Here is an 18,615-nt window from a genome sequence, read left to right on the forward strand (position 1 = left end):
AAACGCCACCTATGGCTCGACTAGTAGGCGTCGATCTCCCGCGCGACAAGCGGATGGAGATCGCGCTGACGTACATCTTCGGCGTCGGCCGCACCCGCGCCAACGAAATCCTGGCCGCCACCGGCATCGACAAGGACCTGCGCACGCGGGACCTCACCGATGACCAGGTGACCCACCTGCGTGACTACATCGAGGCCAATCTCAAGGTGGAGGGCGACCTGCGCCGCGAGGTGCAGGCGGACATCCGCCGCAAGATCGAGATCGGCTGCTACCAGGGCCTGCGGCACCGCCGCGGCCTGCCGGTGCGCGGCCAGCGCACCAAGACCAATGCGCGGACCCGCAAGGGCCCCAAGCGCACCATCGCGGGCAAGAAGAAGGCCAGGTAACCCATGCCACCGAAGAAGGCAAGCGGCTCGGCCCCCAAGAAGGGGCAGAAGACCCGTCGCCGGGAAAAGAAGAACATCCCGCACGGCGCCGCGCACATCAAGAGCACGTTCAACAACACGATCGTGACGATCACCGACCCGCAGGGCAACGTCATCGCCTGGGCGTCGTCGGGTCACGTCGGCTTCAAGGGCTCGCGCAAGTCGACCCCGTTCGCGGCTCAGCTGGCCGCCGAGAACGCGGCGCGCAAGGCGCAGGAGCACGGCGTGCGCAAGGTCGACGTGTTCGTGAAGGGCCCGGGCTCGGGCCGCGAGACCGCGATCCGGTCGCTGCAGGCCGCCGGCCTGGAGGTCGGCGCGATCTCCGACGTCACGCCGCAGCCGCACAACGGATGCCGTCCGCCGAAGCGACGTCGGGTCTAGCAGGGTCTAGGAGGAGAATATTCATGGCTCGTTACACCGGACCCATCACCCGCAAGTCGCGCCGGCTGCGCACCGACCTCGTCGGTGGCGACCAGGCCTTCGAGAAGCGTCCCTACCCGCCCGGCCAGCACGGCCGCGCGCGGATCAAGGAGAGCGAGTACCTGCTGCAGCTGCAGGAGAAGCAGAAGGCCCGCTTCACCTACGGCGTGATGGAAAAGCAGTTCCGCCGCTACTACGAAGAGGCCGTGCGCCAACCCGGCAAGACCGGTGAGGAACTGCTGCGCATCCTCGAGAGCCGGCTGGACAACGTCGTCTACCGCGCCGGGCTGGCGCGCACCCGACGGATGGCCCGCCAGCTCGTCAGCCACGGCCACTTCTCGGTGAACGGCGTGAAGGTCGACGTTCCCAGCTACCGGGTGTCGCAGTACGACATCATCGAGGTGCGGGACGGCTCGCTGAACACGGTGCCGTTCCAGATCGCGCGGGAGACGGCGGGCGACCGCCCGATCCCGAGCTGGCTGCAGGTCGTGGGGGAGCGCCAGCGCATCCTCATCCACCAGCTGCCCGAGCGCGCGCAGATCGACGTGCCGCTGACCGAGCAGCTGATCGTCGAGTACTACTCGAAGTAACGGACTTTCGGGCCGGCCGGCCCGAAAACCTTAGGCGGCATCAAATAGCGGGTGCCGAGAAGGAGAAGAAGAAACACCATGCTGATCTCACAGCGACCCACCCTGTCCGAGGAAGTCGTCACTGACACCCGGTCCCAGTTCGTCATCGAGCCGCTGGAGCCCGGATTCGGTTACACCCTGGGCAATTCGCTGCGGCGCACGCTGCTGTCGTCGATTCCCGGCGCGGCCGTCACCAGCATTCGCATCGACGGCGTGCTGCACGAGTTCACCACCGTGCCGGGCGTCAAGGAAGACGTCACCGACATCATCCTGAACCTCAAGGGCCTGGTCGTGTCCTCCGAGGAGGACGAGCCGGTCACCATGTACCTGCGCAAGCAGGGCCCGGGCGAGGTCACCGCGGGTGACATCGTCCCGCCCGCCGGCGTGACCGTGCACAACCCGGCCATGCACATCGCGACGCTGAACGACAAGGGCAAGCTCGAGGTCGAGCTCGTCGTCGAGCGCGGCCGCGGCTACGTGCCGGCCGTGCAGAACCGCGCGTCGGGCGCCGAAATCGGCCGCATCCCGGTCGATTCCATCTACTCGCCGGTGCTCAAGGTCACCTACAAGGTGGATGCGACCCGTGTCGAGCAGCGCACCGACTTCGACAAGCTGATCCTGGACGTGGAGACCAAGAGCTCGATCACGCCCCGCGACGCGCTGGCGTCGGCCGGCAAGACGCTGGTCGAATTGTTCGGACTGGCACGCGAACTCAACGTCGAGGCCGAGGGCATCGAGATCGGGCCGTCGCCGGCCGAGGCCGACCACATCGCGTCGTTCGCGCTGCCGATCGACGACCTGGACCTGACCGTGCGGTCCTACAACTGCCTTAAGCGCGAGGGTGTGCACACCGTCGGCGAGCTGGTCAGCCGCACCGAGTCCGACCTGCTCGACATCCGCAACTTCGGGCAGAAGTCCATCGACGAGGTGAAGGTCAAGCTGCACCAGCTGGGCCTGTCGCTCAAGGACAGCCCGGCCACCTTCGACCCCTCGGAGGTCGCGGGCTACGACGTCGCCACCGGCACCTGGTCCACCGAGGCCGCCTACGACGACCAGGACTACGCGGAAACCGAACAGCTCTAACCAGAAGTCCGTCCCGGCCCTACCTGATACGGGGGTCGGCCCCACTTAGGAGATAGTGCAATGCCCAAGCCCACCAAGGGCCCTCGCCTCGGCGGGTCGTCTTCGCACCAGAAGGCCCTGTTGGCCAACCTGGCCACGTCGCTGTTCGAGCACGGCCGGATCAAGACGACCGAGCCCAAGGCGCGCGCGCTGCGGCCGTACGCGGAGAAGCTGATCACGCACGCGAAGAAGGGCACGCTGCACAACCGTCGTGAGGTGATGAAGAAGATCCGCGACAAGGACGTGGTGCACGCCCTGTTCGCGGAGATCGGCCCCTTCTTCGCCGATCGCAATGGCGGCTACACCCGCATCATCAAGGTCGAGGCGCGCAAGGGCGACAACGCCCCGATGGCCGTGATCGAGCTGGTGCAGGAAAAGACCGTCACCTCTGAGGCCGACCGCGCGCGCCGGGTGAAGTCTTCGAAGAAGGCGGCACCCGTGGCCGCGGCGGCGGCGCCGCAGGCCGCCGTCGAGCCCGAGGCGGCGGAGGGCCCGACGGCCGACGATGTCGTCGAGCCGACCGAGTCCGAGGCCGGCGAGGCCACGGAGGCCGAGGCCAAGGCCGAGGAGAAGCACGACGAAGCCGTGGCCGCGCGGGCCGAGGCCGAGGCCGCCGAGGCGAACGACGAGGCTGACGAGAGTTAGCACGGACGTCCGTCTGCGGCTTGACATCGCCTACGACGGAACGGAATTCGCCGGCTGGGCCACCCAGGCCGGGCAGCGGACCGTCGCCGGCGTCCTCGACGAGGCGCTGACGACGGTCTTCCGCACTCCAGTGCGGCTGCGCGCCGCCGGGCGCACCGACACGGGGGTCCATGCCACCGGGCAGGTCGCGCACGTCGACGTGCCCGCCGACGCGTTGCCCAACGCCTACCCACGCTCGCCGCGCCCCGGTGAACCCGAGTTCCTGCCGCTGCTGCGCCGGCTCGGCCGGTTCCTGCCCACCGACGTCCGGGTGCTCGAAATCGCCCGAGCGCCGGAGGGTTTCGACGCCCGGTTCTCGGCGCTGCGCCGCCACTATGAGTACCGGCTGTCGACCGCGCCCTACGGGGTGGAGCCGCAGCTGGCGCGCTATGTCACCGCCTGGCCGCGCGACCTGGACGTCGACGCGATGGCCGTGGCATCCCGAGACCTGTTGGGGCTGCACGACTTTGCCGCGTTCTGTCGGCAACGCGAGGGGGCGACCACCATCCGCGACCTGCAGCGGCTCGACTGGTCGCGCGACGGCGACCGGATCACCGCGCACGTCAGCGCCGACGCGTTCTGCTGGTCGATGGTGCGCTCGCTGATCGGGGCGCTGCTGGCCGTCGGCGAGCACCGCCGCCCGACCTCCTGGTGCCGCGAACTGCTGTCGGCCACCGACCGGTCCAGCGACTTCGCCGCCGCGCCGGCGCACGGGTTGACGCTGATCGGCGTCGACTACCCGCCGGACGACCAACTGGCCGCGCGGATTCTGATCACGCGGGACTTGCGCACGCCCGGCTAAACGCGGCCGGCGACGAAACTTGCGGCCTGGTTGGTCAATCCGGGCACGTAGCTCAGGTGCGCGCTCCACTTGTTGCCGTTGGAACAGATCGGGTCGCCGGTGTTGCACAGGTCGATGGTCTTGGCGTCGAAATTCGGCGTCAGCGCGCTCATCAGCCCGCCCGCCCGTGCCGACGGATTCCCGAACAAGGCGACGGCGGCGACGTGATTGGCGGCGTTGGCGGGCAACGGCTCACGGAAGCCGAAGCCGGCAAGCGGTGCGGCGGTGACGATGTCGATGACGGCCGCGCCCTGCGAGTACCCGCCCAGCACGATCTTGGTGTTGGGGCAGTTGTTGGCCATCTGCTGGATGTGGTTGCTGGCGTCGTTGGCGCCGTCCGCGGCGGCCAGGAAGTCCTTGTTGGCCGGGTAGTTAACCGCATACGAGCCAACGCTTTTGCGGGTGTTCTGGCGCAGCGAGGACACGAAGGCCTGGCCCACCTTCCCGACGCCCGGCGGCTCGTCGGTGCCGCGGGCGAACACCACCTCGACGTCCGGGCACGCCGCCGAGGCCAGCGGCAACAGCTTAGGGACGACGAAAACCGCGACCGCCGCAAGGAATACGACGGTCAGCCCCAAGCGGATAAGCCTCACACGACGAGGCTACGGGCCCAAAATCAAGCCCCGATAACGATTTAGACAAGCGGCGCTTGAGGATTCGGCGTGTCCGGGGTGTTAGGCGTAACGGGCGCGTTCGGCGACGGCACGGTTCCGGGCACCGCCGGGCTCGGCGGCACGTAACCAGGGGTCTGCGGCCCGTAACCCGGCGTCTGCGGGTAGGACCCGGCCATCAGCTTTGACGCGACGAAAGAGGCGGCCTGTGTGGTGTACAGGGGGACGTAGCCCTCGGTGTGACCGCTCCACTCGTTGCCCTGGCCGGCGTGGCAGATCGGGTCCTGCGGGTTGCACAGGTCGATCGCCTTGGACCCGAGCATCGCGCTCTGGGCCGGCAGGGTTCCGCCGGCGCGGTCGGCCACGTCGCCGAAGGTGGCGACGGCCGCGATGTTCTTGGCGTACTCCGGCGGCAGCGAGTTGCCCCAGTTGATGCCCCCGATCGGGACGCCGGCGACGATGTCCATCACCGACGCGCCCTGCGAGTAGCCGCCCAGCACGATCTGGACGTTCGGGCACTTCGCCACGGCCGCCTTGACGCGGTTGATCGTGTCGTTGGCGCCGTCGCCCCCGTGCAGCTGCAGCTTGCTGGCCGCGTAGTTCACCCCGTAGGTGTCGTACGTCAGGCCGGGGGTGTCCTGTTTCAGCGAGTCGACGAACGCGTCGCCGACGCGGCCCAGGCCGGGTGGCTCGTTGGTGCCGCGGGCGAAGATGACCTCGACGTTCGGGCAGTCATTGGCCGACGCGACCGGAATAGCGGGTGGGGACATGAGCAGGCCGGCGGTGGTGAGCACTGCGGAAACCCCCGGGCCTACCCAGCGAATTAACCGGTGGGAAGACACGCCGAAATATTACCCGCAACCAGCGAACGCCGAAAATTCGCCAGCCTGTGGATAACCGGCGGCACCGCCGCCTACCTGCGGCTTAACTGGAGCGGGGAGACGGATTCCACAAATTTGCCGAGGGTATTTTGGACCGTTCACAACGGCGCCAGCCGACAACTTGGCTGCAAATCAACGCTCACCGATTTCTGCTGCGCCGCCTCGAGTCGGCATTGCTGGGCCGCGATATACACACCGCGAACGGCCCGGCGCGGACGGCGTCGCTGGCGGCCGGGTGCGCGGTGGCGGCCGGCGGGCTGCTGGGCTGCGCGTTGCCGGGCTTGCTCGGGCCGCACGCCGATCTCGATCGGGCGCACATCGTGATGGGCCAACGTTCCGGGGCGCTGTATGTGCGGGTGGGCGATACCTGGCACCCGGTGCTGAACCTGGCCTCCGCGCGGTTGATCGCGGCGACGCCCGAAAACCCGCAGCCGGTGCGCGAATCCGATCTGGCCCGCACCAAACGCGGCCCGCTGCTTGGCATTCCGGGTGCACCGCAACTGCTCGGTGAGCCGCTGTCGGCGGACGAATCGGCCTGGACGATCTGCGACGCGGAGGAGACGGGCGCGTCGACGGTCGTCGTCGGGCCCACCGGCCCCACGGTCCGCCCCCTGGCCCCCGGGCATGCGCTCCTGGTGGCGCCCCCCGCGGGCTCGCCGGCCTACCTGCTCTACGACGGGCGGCGAGCCGTGGTCGACCTCGGCGACACCGCGGTCGTGCGCGCGCTGCGGCTGGAGGGCCGCGCGCCCAGGCTTGTGTCGCAAACGGTGTTGAACGCCGTGCCTGAGGCGCCGCCGATCAGCGCACCACGGGTTCGCGATGCCGGACGGGCCGCGGCCGGGATGCCCGGCATTCCGGTCGGCAGTGTGCTGCGCATCGCGCGCGGCGACGGCGACGAGTACTACGTCGTGTTGCCCGGCGGGGTCCAGCGCATCGGCCGGGTGGCCGCCGATCTCCTGCGTTTCAGCGATTCGCGCGGCACCGCCAACGCCATCCCGGTGGCCCCCGACGCGATCCGCGCCGCGGGAATCGTGAACACGCTGCCGCTGGCCGGCTTCCCGGACCTGGCGCCGGCGTTGGCCGGTGGCAGCACCGTGTGCGCCACGTCGAGGCGCGAGCCATCCGGGGGCTACGACGTCGTTTTCCTGGCGGGGAGCGGCCAGCCGCTGCCCGCCGGTCGGGCTCCCGTGCCCTTGTCCCAAGCCGACGGCCGCGGCCCCGCGCTGGACGCGGCCTATCTCCCACCCGGACGAAGCGCCCACGTCCGGGGCGACAACCGAAGCGGCACGCGATATCTCGTCACCGACACCGGGGTGCGGTTCGCGATCCACGACGACGACGCGGCACACGATCTCGGTCTGCCGGCACCCATTCCGGCGCCGTGGCCGATGCTGTCGGCCCTACCGTCCGGGCCCGAATTGAGCAGGCGGAACGCCTCAGTCGCACGGGACACGGTTGCGGGAAGCCCATAGCCGGGCGGCGGCGAGGGTTCCCCCCAGCGCGACAAGGCAAATGGCCGCTCCGCGCAGCGCGGTATCTCGGGCGTGCGCATCCGGCCGCCGCGGTGGTGGCGGCGGTGGGGCGAGGGGCACGGGCGCCGGTGTCGGCTTGGAGGTCGTGGTCGGCGGACCGGCGTCGGTGCTTACCGCGGCCGGCGCGTCGACGGTGCCGTTTCCGACGAGCGGATCCCATCCGGCGGGCGGGTGATGCGCGGTCGACTTGATCCGCCCCATCACCTCCTGTGCGGTCAATGCGGGGAACCGGGCGCGGATCAGCGCCGCCAGCCCACTGACCACAGGCGCGGCGTAACTGGTGCCCGAAACCGGTTCCGAACCGAGCGCGGCCACGTCCTCACCGGTCGCCGCGACGTCCAGCCAGGGCCCCGCGAGCGTGAACGGCGACGGCGTCCCCTTGGCGTCGACCGAACCAACGGCGAGCACGTATTCGTCGTACCAGGCTGGACTGGCGATGACCGTGGCCGTCTGCCACGTTGCGTCGGGTGGCTGCGGCGGGCACGGGCCCGCGCCGCCGGTGTTGCCCGCCGCGGCGACCACGACCGCGTTCTTGACGTCGACCGCGTACGCGAGGGCCGCGCCCACCGCTCGGTCGTCGGGTGGCGAGGCGACCGGAACGCATGCGACGGAGGAAATGTTGATCACCGATGCGCCCAGATCCGCCGCCGTCCGGATGGCTTTCGCCATGGTGTCGACGTCGCCCACCCCGCCGCGGGAATGGTCACCGCTGGGAGCGAACTTCGCGCTGGACTGGCGAATGCCGATCAGCGTCGCCTCCGGCGCCACCCGGCTGAGGATTCCGGCAACCAGGGTGCCGTGCGCGTCGCAATCCTGGGTGCCGTCACCGGTGAACACGTAATCGCCGCCGGGCACCACATCGGGCAGCCGCGGATGCCGCGAGACGCCGGTGTCGATGACCGCGACCCGTTGTCCCGCGCCGCGGGTGAGCTGCCAGACCCTGGGCAGGTCGATGACATCCGGTAGCGGGTCGGCGCGTGATGTCGAATCGGGTGTCATCGCCGCGCAGACCTCGCGTTGGACGGTCGGCGAGGGCGGCGCGGGCAGTGCCGGCTTGGGCAGCCACTTGTCGTCGACTTCAGGCGGCGAAACCGCTTGTGCCGACGGCACTCCGAGCTGGTACACGGACGCAAGCGCCGATACGGCCAGGAGGCGCGCGACGCGTGAAGCACTCACCGCAGGTTCAATCCGCGAACGGCGGTGAAAAGCCCACACACCCAGGAGGTGATGGGCACCAGCACGACCAGCGCCAGGCACTCCAGCCCCTCGACGCCGCGGCGCAACAAGGGGGACAGCGATATCGTGGGAGCGACGAAGCCCAGGTAGATCGCTGCCGCGGCCAACGTCGCCGTCATCGCGGCCACCCATGAACCGCTCCTCAGCATGCTCAGCGCCACCACGGCGAAAGTCGCTGCCACGACGGCGATTCCGCAAGTGAGAAACACAAGCGTCCTCCTCCCGTCATCCGAACGTGCGCGCAACATCAGCAATGCGCCGGTGAGCGCGCCGAAGGCGATGCAGCACAACCGCGGGGCGCCGGTGAGCACCGTGACGATGGCGCCCACGGCGGCCGCGGTCAGCAAGGCGGCGAGCAAGCCGGCCAACCAGTCGTCCGCGCGGACCGCCCTGATGTCCACGTCCGGTGCGGGTGGTCGCTGGGGCGACAGGCCGGCCAGCGTGAGCGACACCCGCGGCGCCACGCCCAGCAGGCCCAGGGAGGCCAGCGCGGATGCCGAGCCAACCGCGCGCAGCGGTGCGCCGGTGATCACGCCCGCCAGGGCGGCCAGGGCGACGATCGTCGCGACGCAGGAGACCGCGGTCAATGGGACGGCACCGCAACCGGATACGCGCAACGCCAGCACCGAGGTCGCCGCCGTCGCCGTGGCGGCCAGCACGACGTTCGGCAGGCCGGGGCCCCCCGGCACCGCCAGAAAGCCGGCGACCGCGGCGAATACGGCGGCGATCACGTTCAGCGCGAGCCCGGCGAGCGCGTCCCCGTACGCGCGGTGCGCGACCGCCGCGACGAGCAGGGCCAGCAGGCCGGTCAACGCCGGCACGCCGACGGTGGCGCCGCTGACGTTGGGGCTGAACGCGTTTCGGACGAGCGCCAGCGCGCCGATGCCGGCCAAACAGGCCGCCGCGACGGCGCCGGCGAGCCGCGCCGCCTTCCGGCGCCGGACCGGGGACCCCGTCCGGTCCGCGGCGTCCAGGGTCGCCGACACGGCCTCCGCCACGTCTTGGTAGTGGGGAGGCGGCGCCGGGGTGGACGATTCGGTCAGAACCAGGACCGCGCCGTCTCGGATCCCGTTCTGGGCCAACGTCGCCGACGTGATCAAAGGCGCCGCACCAGGACACGACAGCTGGTAGCGCCGCGCCTCCGGCTCGCCGTAGGCGTCGACGCCGTGCCCGTCCAGGATGTCGACGATCGAGGGAATCAGGACGGCGACGGGCACCCCAGCGGGCAGGGACAGGTCCGTCGCGGCGGTGCCGGCATGTATTGACACGCGGCGCAGTCCCGGGTCGGATCCAGGCAAAGGTGCCCCCCTCTCAGTCGGATACCGGCACCGTAGCCAGCATTCGATCCGTCGATATGCGGCTATCCACAGGTTTGACTTGCAGCGGATTTCGGTGCTGCTTACCGTCGCAAGCCGGTAGGAGGGCCGAGATGACACAGTGCTTCGTGCCCGCGGTTCGCCGGCCGGCGCCCGCGGTCGCGGCTGCGGACATCGCCGTTGACGCGCCGCCGGGCCTGCCTCCCGCGGGATCACCCAGGTTGCTCCCGGTCATGCTGTCGCTCGCGACGCTCGGGGTCATGGCCGCGGTGTTCCTCTCGGGATCGGCGGCCGCGTGCAATCCGATGTTTGTCGCGTTCCCCGCGATGACGCTGCTGTCGCTGGCGGTGACGGCGACCGCCGGGCGCGGGCAGCGGCGGGGCCGGCGCCTCGACGCCGACCGGGTCAACTACCTCGCGTACCTGAGCGGGTTGCGCGCGACGGTAACCGAAATAGCGACGGCGCAGCGGGTTTCGCTCACCTGGAGCCAGCCGGACCCCGATACGCTGTGGACGCTGATCGGCGGGCCACGGATGTGGGAGCGCCGGGCGTCCGACCCCGACTTCTGCCTCGTCCGCGTCGGAGTCGGCACCCGGCCGCTTGCGGCACGCCTGGTGGCGCCGGAGTCGTCGCCCCGCGAGCCGACCGATCCCGTGACGGCGGCGGCCTTGCGCCGCTTCCTGAGCGCGCATTCCCTCGTCGGGGACGTGCCCATCGCGGTCGACCTGGGCGCCGCCGGTGCGGTGATGATAGGCGGCGACCCGGACGCGGTGCGCGGGCTGCTGCGCGCGATGATCTGTCAACTGGCCGTGCTGCACGGTCCGGACCAGTTGCTGGTCGCCGCGGTGGCCGGCGATGGCAACCTTGCCCACTGGGATTGGCTGAAATGGCTGCCGCACAACCAACATCCGAGCGCCGCCGACGCGGCGGGGTCCGCGCGCTTGGTGTACCAAAGCATGGCGGAGGCTCGGCAAGCACTCACCGGTGCGGCGGGGCCGCACGTGATCGTGGTCGCCGACCCGGGGGAGCCCGCCACGGCCGGCGCGCCCAGCGGCGCCACCATCCTGGAGGTCGGTGCCTGCACGGAAGGCGCGCCGGTGACGATTGGGGGGCCGGACGCGCCTGAACCGTTGGCGTGCCACGACCGAATGGATTTGGTGGACGCGCTGACATGTGTGCGCCGGCTGGCGATGTACCGGGCGGGGCCGGCCGGCGCCGACCCGATCATGTTGTCGCGCAGCCAGGACCGTCGCGATCGGTTGCGCGTGCAGATCGGGGCCGCGGTCGACGGCGCGCCGCTCCAACTGGACATCAAAGAGGCCGCGGAAGGCGGCGTCGGCCCGCACGGGCTGTGCGTGGGCGCCACCGGGTCGGGCAAGTCGGAGTTGCTGCGCACCATCGCGCTGGGGATGGTGGCGCAAAACTCTCCTGAGGTGCTGAATCTGCTGCTCATCGACTTCAAAGGGGGCGCAACGTTTCTCGACTTCGCGCGGGCGCCCCACGTGGCCGCCGTCGTCACCAACCTCGCCGACGAGGCGCCGCTGGTCGCGCGCATGCGCGACGCACTGGCCGGCGAGATGGACCGTCGGCAACGGCTGCTGCGAACGGCGCGCTGTGCCGGCGTCGCGGCCTACGAGCACGCGCGCCAAGCGGGCGGGCAATTGGTTCCCCTGCCGACGCTGGTGATCATCGTCGACGAGTTCTCCGAAATGCTCAGCCGGCATCCCGAGTTCGCCGACATGTTCGTCGCGATCGGGCGGCTCGGGCGGTCGCTGGGCATGCACCTGTTGCTCGCCAGTCAGCGGCTCGAGGAGGGCCGGCTGCGAGGACTGGAAGCCCACTTGTCCTACCGGATCTGCCTGAAGACCCTGTCCGCCGCGGAATCGCGGGCGGCTCTGGGCACGATCGACGCGTACGAACTGCCGAACACCCCCGGCGCGGGCTACCTCCGCGCCGGCAGTGGCGAGCCGATCCGCTTTCAGGCCGGATTCGTCTCGGGACCGCTGCGGGCGGACCCGCCGGCCGGGCAGCCGGCTGCGGCCGTGCGGATCTTCAGCGCACGTCCGGCCGAACCGATTGGCGCTGAGGGCGCCTCGCCGACCCGGACCGTCCTGCAAGCGGTCCTCGACGGGCTCGCCGGACAGGGACCGCCCGCGCACCAAGTCTGGCTGCCTCCGCTGGAAGCGGCGCCTCCTCTGGACACGTTGCTCCGCGACGCGGTGCCGGCGCCGGGAGCGCTGGGCGTGCCCATCGGCATCGTCGACCGCCCATTCGAGCAACGCCGCGCGCCGCTGATGGTCGAATTGTCGGGATCGGCCGGAAATGTGGCGGTCGTCGGCGCGCCCCGATCGGGCAAATCGACCGCGCTGCGCACCCTCGTCACGGCCCTGGCGGCGGCCTACGAACCGGCGCGGGCACGGTTCTACTGCCTGGATTTCGGCGGTGGAGCGCTCGGGGCGCTGCGCGCCTTGCCGCATGTGGGTGCCGTCGCCGGCCGGACCGAGCCGGATCTGGTGCGGCGCATGATCGCCGAGATGGAGTCCACGGTCCGGTCCCGGGAGGAGCAGCGCGCCGGTTCATTCGGGGACGTGTTCCTCGTTATCGACGGGTGGGCGAGCCTGCGCCACGAGTTCGAGGAACTCGAGGCATCGGTCACCGCACTGGCGGCGCAAGGACTTTCGTTCGGCGTGCACGTGGTGTTGTCGGCGTCGCGCTGGGCCGAGATCAGGCCGGCGCTCAAGGACCAGATCGGGACCCGCATCGAGTTGCGGCTCGGCGACCCCGCGGATTCCGAGATCGACCGCAAACGGGCGCACGAGGTGCCGCACGACCGGCCGGGTCGCGGCCTTTCCCGCGACGGGCTGCACATGCTCGTCGCGCTGCCCACCGACCGCGTCCGTCAGGGCGAATCGGTCGCACCGCCGATACCGTTGCTTCCGGCGCACGTCGACCACGGGGCCGTCGTGAACCGGGCGGATGCTCGGCTGGGGGCGCGGGTTCTGCTCGGCCTGGGGGAGCGCCGACTGCAGCCGGTCCCAATCGATTTCGGGCGGCACCCGCACCTGCTGGTCCTCGGGGACAACGAGTGTGGCAAGACCGCCACGCTGCGGACCCTGTGCCGCGAGATCATTCGTACGCATTCCGCCGCCGAAGCCCAGCTGCTGATCGTGGACTTTCGGCGCTCGCTGTTGGGCGTCGTCGAGTCGGAACACCTAGGCGGCTACGCCGTCTCGGCGTCCGCGCTGGGCGGGTTGCTGCCCGATCTGCTCGACGCCGTGGCCAGGCGGATGCCGTCCTGCGACGTGAGCCAGGCGCAGCTGCGGGCCCGGTCGTGGTGGTCCGGGCCGGACGTCTACGTCGTGGTCGACGATTACGACCTGGTCGCCAACGCGGGCGGTAACCCACTCGATGCGGTCGTCGAATACTTGCCGTACGCAATGGATCTGGGGCTGCACCTGGTCGTGGCCCGGCGCAGCGGCGGCGCCGAGCGCGCGCTGTTCGAGCCGCTGCTGGCGGGCCTGCGTGACTTCGGGTGCATGACATTGATGATGAGCAGGCGCCCGGACGAGGGCGCGCCGTGGGGTTCCGGCCGCCCGGTGCGCTTGCCCCCCGGCCGTGGCGTCCTGATCACCCGTCCAGGTGACGAACAGCTCGTTCAGGTGGCCTGGAGCCCGCCCCCGTGAATCGGCACCGGGCGCTCATCGAGACCGGGCCCGGCACGATTCGCCGGTTATGTTGTGGCACAAGCGGAGCCACCGACGACGGCATGTCCGAGATCATCAGCGAAGCGCTGGGCGCCATCGACGATCGGGTGGCGCTGGTCGGCGGGCGGCCCGTCACAGTCGATTCGCTCTGGCGGGCGGCGCTGCGGTCGGTCAAGTGTGAGAACTCCGACGGCCTGGTCCTTCTGCATCCGTCCTGGTGGGCGTCGACGCGTGTCGCCGTGGTGACGGCGGCCGCCGGCACCCTGGCCGACGACGTGCTGACGCGCCGCCGGTCATCGCTGTTGGCAGGGGCGTCCGACCGCGAGTCGGTGGTGGTCGAGATCGCCGAGCGGCTGGTGGTGATCACCGGTCCCGAGGTCGTCGCGATACCCCGTGGGGCGGAACCGCATTCCGTCGCCGAGGAGGCCGCGTCCGTCATCGCGGCGATGACGGAACCGGTCGTCCTGATCGACGCGCCCGGCGCGGTTACCGGCGCGCCCGCCCTCGCGGAGTTGATCGCGGGCGCGGTGCGCCGGCGCGGTCGGGCTGCCGTTGAAATCGGTGATGCCAGGCTGCTCGGGCTGGCCCGGTCGACGGAGCGCGACCCCGTCGGGCGGGGTGTCACGGCCAAGGGCCGTCGGCCCCGACCCCGGGCGCGGCTGATAGGTGCGCTGGCCGGGGCCACCGTCGCGCTGGCGGCGTTGCCGCTGGCGATCACGGCCACGGCCCCCGCGGCCCGCCGGGGCGTGTCCCCTCCGATCGCGGTGCCGACGGCGCCGACAACATTCTTGGTCGAGGGCCGCGTGGCGCTGACGGTGCCGGCGAACTGGTCCGCGCAGCGGGTGGTCACCGGGCCCGGGTCCGCGCGGGTGCAGGTGACCTCGCCGTCGGATCCGGAAGTGGCGCTGCACGTCACGCAGTCACCGGTGGTGGGCGAGACGCTGAGTGGCGCCGCCGAGCGGTTGAAACGCGCGATCGACGCGGAGCCGGCCGGGGTCTTCGTCGACTTCAATCCTGGCGGGACAAGCGGCGGCCGGCCCGCGGTGACCTACCGTGAAGTGCGCCCGGCCCACCACGTGCGGTGGGCGGTCCTGCTGGACGGGCCGGTCCGGATCAGCGTCGGCTGCCAGAGCCGCCCCGGCGGCGAGGAGGCGGTGCGCGAGGCCTGCGAGCAGGCGGTGCGATCCGCCCACGCGATCGAATGAGACGGAACCAAACCGACGCCGCCGCGGTCCTATTTGATATGGCGAACACACTGAGCACCGACTTCGATCTCATGCGCTCGGCCGCGGCGGCGACGGACGCCCGCAACGAGGAGATCCGGGCGATGCTGCAGGCGTTCATCGGGCGCATGGGCAGCGTGCCGCCCGCGGTGTGGGGCGGGCCCGCGGCCGTGCGATTCAAAGACGTGCTGGATCGCTGGAACGCCGAGTCGACCCGGCTCTACCACGCCTTGCGCACGATCGCCGACACCATTCGGCACAACGAGGCCGCGCTGCGGGAGGCCGGGGAGATTCACGCCCATCACATCGCCGCCGCCGGCGGATACCTGTGAGCGCGGGAGTGCCCGTGGACCCCGTGCTGTCCTACAACTTCGGTGAGATCGAATACGCGGTGCGCCAAGAGATCCACACCACGGCGGCCCGTTTCAATGCGGCGCTCGACGAGCTGAGATCGCAGATCGCCCCGCTGCAGGAACTGTGGACCCGCGAAGCGGCGGCCGCGTACCGGGTCGAGCAACTGAAGTGGCACCAGGCCGCCACCGCACTCAACGAGATACTGGTCGGCCTGGGAAACGCGGTGCGCGACGGCGCGATTGAGGTGGCCGATGCCGACCGCCGGGCCGCGGGCGTGTGGACGCGGTAGCTCGAATGGCCCCTGTGTGGTCCCGGCGGAGGAGAGCCGCCGGGACCACACAGTGTTTAGGGGCGCGAAGGCTTCGAAATCTTCCAGCTGCGGGCGAGGTGATCGGGCATGTCGAACGACGCACGCACACCACCCCGCTCTAACTCGAACGCACTCTCCAACAGTTCGCGCCCGAAATCCGCAGCTATATCCGAGACGAAGCGGTAGCGCGGCGTGGCGCGGCCGATCAGAGTCAGGACGTTGGTGGAGAACCAGTCGGCGATGCGCGCGAGCTGTTCGAGTTCACGGCGGTGATGCAAAGGCGGTACGAGCAGCAGGTCGGCGGTCTTGTCGCCGATCAGGTGGCGGATCAGTGGCGGGATCGTCTTATCGAACGTCTGGGTGGGCGTGAGTTGGTCGAGTAGCGCGAGGAGCGCGCGGGTCATGTGCTGGCCCTCGGTTGACGCCGCGAAGCGCCGTCGCTTGATGGCGTCGAGCAGCGCGTTGGCGTCGGTGACGTTGTGCGGACGCATCTCGTCGAGCACGCCCATCAGGTGGCCGATGACGTTCCAGAGATGGAGGTACGCGTCGATCTCGTCGCTTTTCAGGTTCACACCGAGACCACGCATCGGGTCTTTGACGACATACCAGAACGAGAGGATGGTCGCGGCCATGTCCTCCTGATTGATCGGTACGCCCCAACTGCTGTAATTCCACATGCCGGGGTGCTTACGGGCGCGGTCCTTGATCAGGTGACGCACCGCGGCGTGCATCAGGCGGACGTGCTGGATGGCGCGCAGCCCCTTGCCGTTTGGATCGAGGCCGCCGCTGGTGCACACGTCGATCAGGAACTGGCCGGTCTCCATCACCCGCCGCCGTGCATCCGTGTCGAGCTGGGCGGTCAGGTACAGCACCTTCACGGCGTCGCTGTCCGCGTATGCCGACGGCAGCGACGCGCAGAACAGGCACAGCGTGATGAGCAGGCCGTTCTTCTCGAACACCTGCTGCCCCAATTGGATCTTGCCCATGTCGGCCCACTTGGGCAGGGATAGCGAAGTGGTCAGGTAGCCCCGGAGCTCTTTGGGCAGATCCTTCGGCACCGGCTGGTCGTTGCGGACGAGCGTGCGCATCAATCGATTGACCTCGTTGACGTCCCGATTGAACACTTTCTCGACCACGTCGTCGGCCCGCTTATCACCCACATGTCGCATGCGATCGAGGTGCCCGTTTGTCCATCTCGCGCTTCCATTTGCGGCCGCCATTTGCACAGCATCGCAGATTTCGCGCCGTTGGCGAAGGGTCAATCTGCGCTCAAGAATTGTTAGAGAAGCGATACGATGCGGGCCAAAGGCGGTGCGCCGCACCAAGACGTTACTGGCCAGCGCCGTGACTGTAACGCAGTGATGTGCATAGTTTTCACGTAGTCTTTCTAGATTCTTGTCGCCACCAAATTTTTGTCCCGAGTCATTTGCTCCGAGTTGTGAGGACGCACGCGATGGTCGACGTCGATGACGAATTCCTGCACGAGCCCGGGCCGCACCCGGATTGGCAGGAAAGCTTCTTTTTCAGTTGGTTCGACGCGGAGTCGGACGCGGTCGGATTGGCCCGGATCGGATACCGGCCCAGCAACCACACCGCCGACGCGATCCTGTACACGATGCGCGACGGCCGTGTGGAGGGCGGCTACGCCAGGCTGCACGCCCGCTACACCGGCACCCCGGACCCCGGCCACCTGAAGGTGGGGGCCCTGGAGTTTCAGATGATCGAACCGATGTCGAAGTGGCGGCTATCGCTGGAGGGCCGCCAGGAGGTGGACCTGACGTGGACGGCGCTGCACGCGCCGTTCGACTATCACGCCGAGGCGCCGCCCGGGGCGTACCTGCCGTCGGGCATCGCCGATACCCACATGGAGCAGTCCGGCTGGGTCACGGGCCGGGTGACGATCAACGGGGCCTCCTACCCGATCGACGGCCTCGGTCAGCGCGACAAGTCCTGGGGCATCCGCCGGTGGGGCCGCATCGAGCGCTGGGACTGGAACACGGTGCTGCTGAGCCCCGACTTCACCATGAACTGCACCCATCTGTTCGAGGGCGGGCGGGCCTATCCGACCGGCTACGTCTTCCACGACGGCGCATGCCACGCGGTGGAGCAGTTGACCGTGGACCACCAGTGGGCCGGTCACCAGGTTCCCAGCGCCTCGCGGATGGTGGTCAGCGACGTCAGCGGTTTGCGGCTGGAGATCCACGGCCGCGTCATCGCCCAATCCTGTTTGTGGAAAAGGGGTTTGGTGATTCAGGAGTCGGCGACACGATTCGAAACGATCGTCGATGGCCGGACTTTCACCGGTCTTGGGATCACCGAGCACGCCTGGCATGCCGGGCTGGTGGGCTCGCTGCGGGTGCTGCCGCGGATGGGGCCGGCGGCGCGGATGATCATGCCCTGAGCTGATATGTAAGCGGTTCTGTCAAGTGGGCAGGGAAAAGCGGCGGTCGCGGTGTGTTGCGGCCGCCGCTTTTCGTTGGCCGGATGAGGTCGTTGTCGAGGTCGAGCGTGTCTTTCGACGCGTGTCAGTCTGATATGCGCGGGTTGGTTACCGCAGGACGGGAGTTTCGAGTTGGAGCGGCTTGCTGTGTCTAGGAGCGAGCGTAATCGCCTGTGTTGCAAGCAGATTGCTCATAGCTCAGTCGCGGGTCACTCCAAGGCGCTTGCCGGCCTGTTCATCGACCTCATCCGGGGCCTGTGGGGCGATCTATCCGTCGAGTACGGCCAGTGACCAGCACCATCCGGCCAGCTCGCGGGCGATCGCGGTGTTGGCGACCACGGCGCGTTTCTTGCGTGCATCGAACGAGCGCCACCGAGTATGCAGGCGTTGGTTGGCCAGCTGGGCGCGCGCACGGGCCGCGGGATCAGCAGCAGCCCAGCGCCGCTGCAGCTTGGCGCTCACACGGTAGCGGGGCCGGTGATGCCAGGCTGCTTCGATCAGCAGTCGTCGGGCATGACTGTTGCCGGTCTTGGTGACCCCGCCCTGAATCCGGCTGGGCCCCGAGGAATACTCGCTGGGCACCAGCCCGAGATAGGCGCCGATCGCGCGGCCGGTCAGCCGATGCCAGTCGCCGATCTCGACGGCCAACCCGAACGCGGTCAACGTCGCGATTCCGCGCAGGCAGCACAGCCTGCTCACCACCGGGGTGAACTCAGAATCAGCAGCCATCTGTTCGATAGCGCGATCGAGGCGCTCGCGGCGATTGAGGGTGACCAGCATCGCCTCAAAGCTACTGTCGTAGGCCAACTGCAGGGCGGGATTGTCGAACCGCTGAGCGCGCAGCCACAGCTCATGTTTGCCGGTCCAGGCTCTGCCACCGCTGTAGA

Annotated in this window: 18 protein-coding genes; 12 read left to right on the plus strand and 6 right to left on the minus strand. The window is 69.5% G+C overall.

Translation table 11 applies throughout. The features are described from left to right. Positions 1–11 precede the first annotated feature (11 nt). The 6 genes from rpsM to truA all read left to right on the plus strand — a co-directional run bounded on the left by rpsM (position 12) and on the right by truA (position 4,082). Positions 12–386, plus strand: a complete 375-nt coding sequence (rpsM, locus tag A5655_RS04725; protein WP_066907568.1) for a 30S ribosomal protein S13 — start codon at positions 12–14, stop codon at positions 384–386. A 3-nt stretch (positions 387–389) separates the two neighbouring features. After that, entirely contained in the window at positions 390–806 is a 417-nt protein-coding gene (rpsK, locus tag A5655_RS04730) for a 30S ribosomal protein S11 (RefSeq protein WP_067006069.1), read from the plus strand. 23 nt (positions 807–829) lie between these two features. Beyond that, complete coding sequence (gene rpsD / locus A5655_RS04735) at positions 830–1,435, plus strand: 30S ribosomal protein S4 (protein ID WP_066933864.1); 606 nt, start codon at positions 830–832, stop codon at positions 1,433–1,435. Positions 1,436–1,513: 78 nt separating this feature from the next. Further along, complete coding sequence (locus A5655_RS04740) at positions 1,514–2,557, plus strand: DNA-directed RNA polymerase subunit alpha (protein WP_067006072.1); 1,044 nt, start codon at positions 1,514–1,516, stop codon at positions 2,555–2,557. 60 nt (positions 2,558–2,617) lie between these two features. Continuing rightward, positions 2,618–3,241, plus strand: coding sequence for a 50S ribosomal protein L17 (gene rplQ / locus A5655_RS04745; protein WP_067006074.1), 624 nt, complete (start codon positions 2,618–2,620; stop codon positions 3,239–3,241). Positions 3,242–3,266: 25 nt separating this feature from the next. Then, positions 3,267–4,082, plus strand: a complete 816-nt coding sequence (gene truA, locus A5655_RS04750; protein ID WP_231999067.1) for a tRNA pseudouridine(38-40) synthase TruA — start codon at positions 3,267–3,269, stop codon at positions 4,080–4,082. On the opposite strand, the gene A5655_RS04755 is transcribed toward truA, so the two are convergent. Beyond that, complete coding sequence (locus A5655_RS04755; RefSeq protein WP_082978473.1) at positions 4,079–4,699, minus strand: cutinase family protein; 621 nt, start codon at positions 4,697–4,699, stop codon at positions 4,079–4,081. The genes truA and A5655_RS04755 overlap by 4 nt on opposite strands. A gap of 56 nt (positions 4,700–4,755) precedes the next feature. Beyond that, positions 4,756–5,502 (minus strand): cutinase family protein, encoded by a 747-nt coding sequence (locus A5655_RS04760; protein ID WP_369807171.1) that lies wholly within the window; start codon positions 5,500–5,502, stop codon positions 4,756–4,758. A 200-nt stretch (positions 5,503–5,702) separates the two neighbouring features. Between A5655_RS04760 and eccB the strand changes: the two genes are divergently transcribed. After that, positions 5,703–7,085, plus strand: a complete 1,383-nt coding sequence (gene eccB, locus A5655_RS04765; RefSeq protein ID WP_067006082.1) for a type VII secretion protein EccB — start codon at positions 5,703–5,705, stop codon at positions 7,083–7,085. Here eccB and mycP read toward each other — a convergent pair. Together mycP and eccD are read right to left on the minus strand one after the other, a co-directional pair. Next, complete coding sequence (mycP, locus tag A5655_RS04770; protein ID WP_067006084.1) at positions 7,050–8,321, minus strand: type VII secretion-associated serine protease mycosin; 1,272 nt, start codon at positions 8,319–8,321, stop codon at positions 7,050–7,052. The genes eccB and mycP overlap by 36 nt on opposite strands. After that, the gene (gene eccD, locus A5655_RS04775; RefSeq protein WP_304441644.1) at positions 8,318–9,649 is read right to left on the minus strand and encodes a type VII secretion integral membrane protein EccD; all 1,332 of its coding nucleotides are present in this window, start codon (positions 9,647–9,649) and stop codon (positions 8,318–8,320) included. The genes mycP and eccD overlap by 4 nt, the downstream gene beginning before the upstream one ends. Positions 9,650–9,810: 161 nt before the next feature. Between eccD and eccCb the strand changes: the two genes are divergently transcribed. Genes eccCb through A5655_RS04795 form a run of 4 tightly spaced genes read left to right on the plus strand, consistent with a single transcriptional unit; the run spans position 9,811 to position 15,267 of the window. Further along, positions 9,811–13,380 (plus strand): type VII secretion protein EccCb, encoded by a 3,570-nt coding sequence (gene eccCb, locus A5655_RS04780; RefSeq protein ID WP_067006088.1) that lies wholly within the window; start codon positions 9,811–9,813, stop codon positions 13,378–13,380. Further along, positions 13,377–14,606, plus strand: a complete 1,230-nt coding sequence (locus A5655_RS04785; protein WP_067006090.1) for a type VII secretion-associated protein — start codon at positions 13,377–13,379, stop codon at positions 14,604–14,606. Before eccCb ends, A5655_RS04785 begins: the two co-directional genes overlap by 4 nt. A gap of 38 nt (positions 14,607–14,644) precedes the next feature. After that, positions 14,645–14,956, plus strand: coding sequence for a WXG100 family type VII secretion target (locus tag A5655_RS04790; RefSeq protein ID WP_156764696.1), 312 nt, complete (start codon positions 14,645–14,647; stop codon positions 14,954–14,956). An 8-nt stretch (positions 14,957–14,964) separates the two neighbouring features. Next, a complete protein-coding gene (locus tag A5655_RS04795; RefSeq protein WP_156764697.1) occupies positions 14,965–15,267 on the plus strand; it encodes a WXG100 family type VII secretion target in 303 nt (100 codons plus the stop codon). A gap of 56 nt (positions 15,268–15,323) precedes the next feature. Here A5655_RS04795 and A5655_RS04800 read toward each other — a convergent pair whose 3' ends face one another. Continuing rightward, positions 15,324–16,448: an oxygenase MpaB family protein gene (locus tag A5655_RS04800; protein WP_067006094.1), complete on the minus strand. Its 1,125-nt coding sequence runs from the start codon at positions 16,446–16,448 to the stop codon at positions 15,324–15,326. Positions 16,449–16,741: 293 nt separating this feature from the next. Between A5655_RS04800 and A5655_RS04805 the strand changes: the two genes are divergently transcribed. Beyond that, the gene (locus A5655_RS04805) at positions 16,742–17,689 is read left to right on the plus strand and encodes a hypothetical protein (protein WP_067006096.1); all 948 of its coding nucleotides are present in this window, start codon (positions 16,742–16,744) and stop codon (positions 17,687–17,689) included. 306 nt (positions 17,690–17,995) lie between these two features. Here A5655_RS04805 and A5655_RS04810 read toward each other — a convergent pair. Next, positions 17,996–18,615: transposase (locus A5655_RS04810; RefSeq protein WP_067005360.1), on the minus strand; the 620-nt coding region annotated here is incomplete at its 5' end.

Origin of the sequence: Mycobacterium sp. 1081908.1, assembly GCF_001673535.1 — a bacterium.
GTDB lineage: Bacteria > Actinomycetota > Actinomycetes > Mycobacteriales > Mycobacteriaceae > Mycobacterium.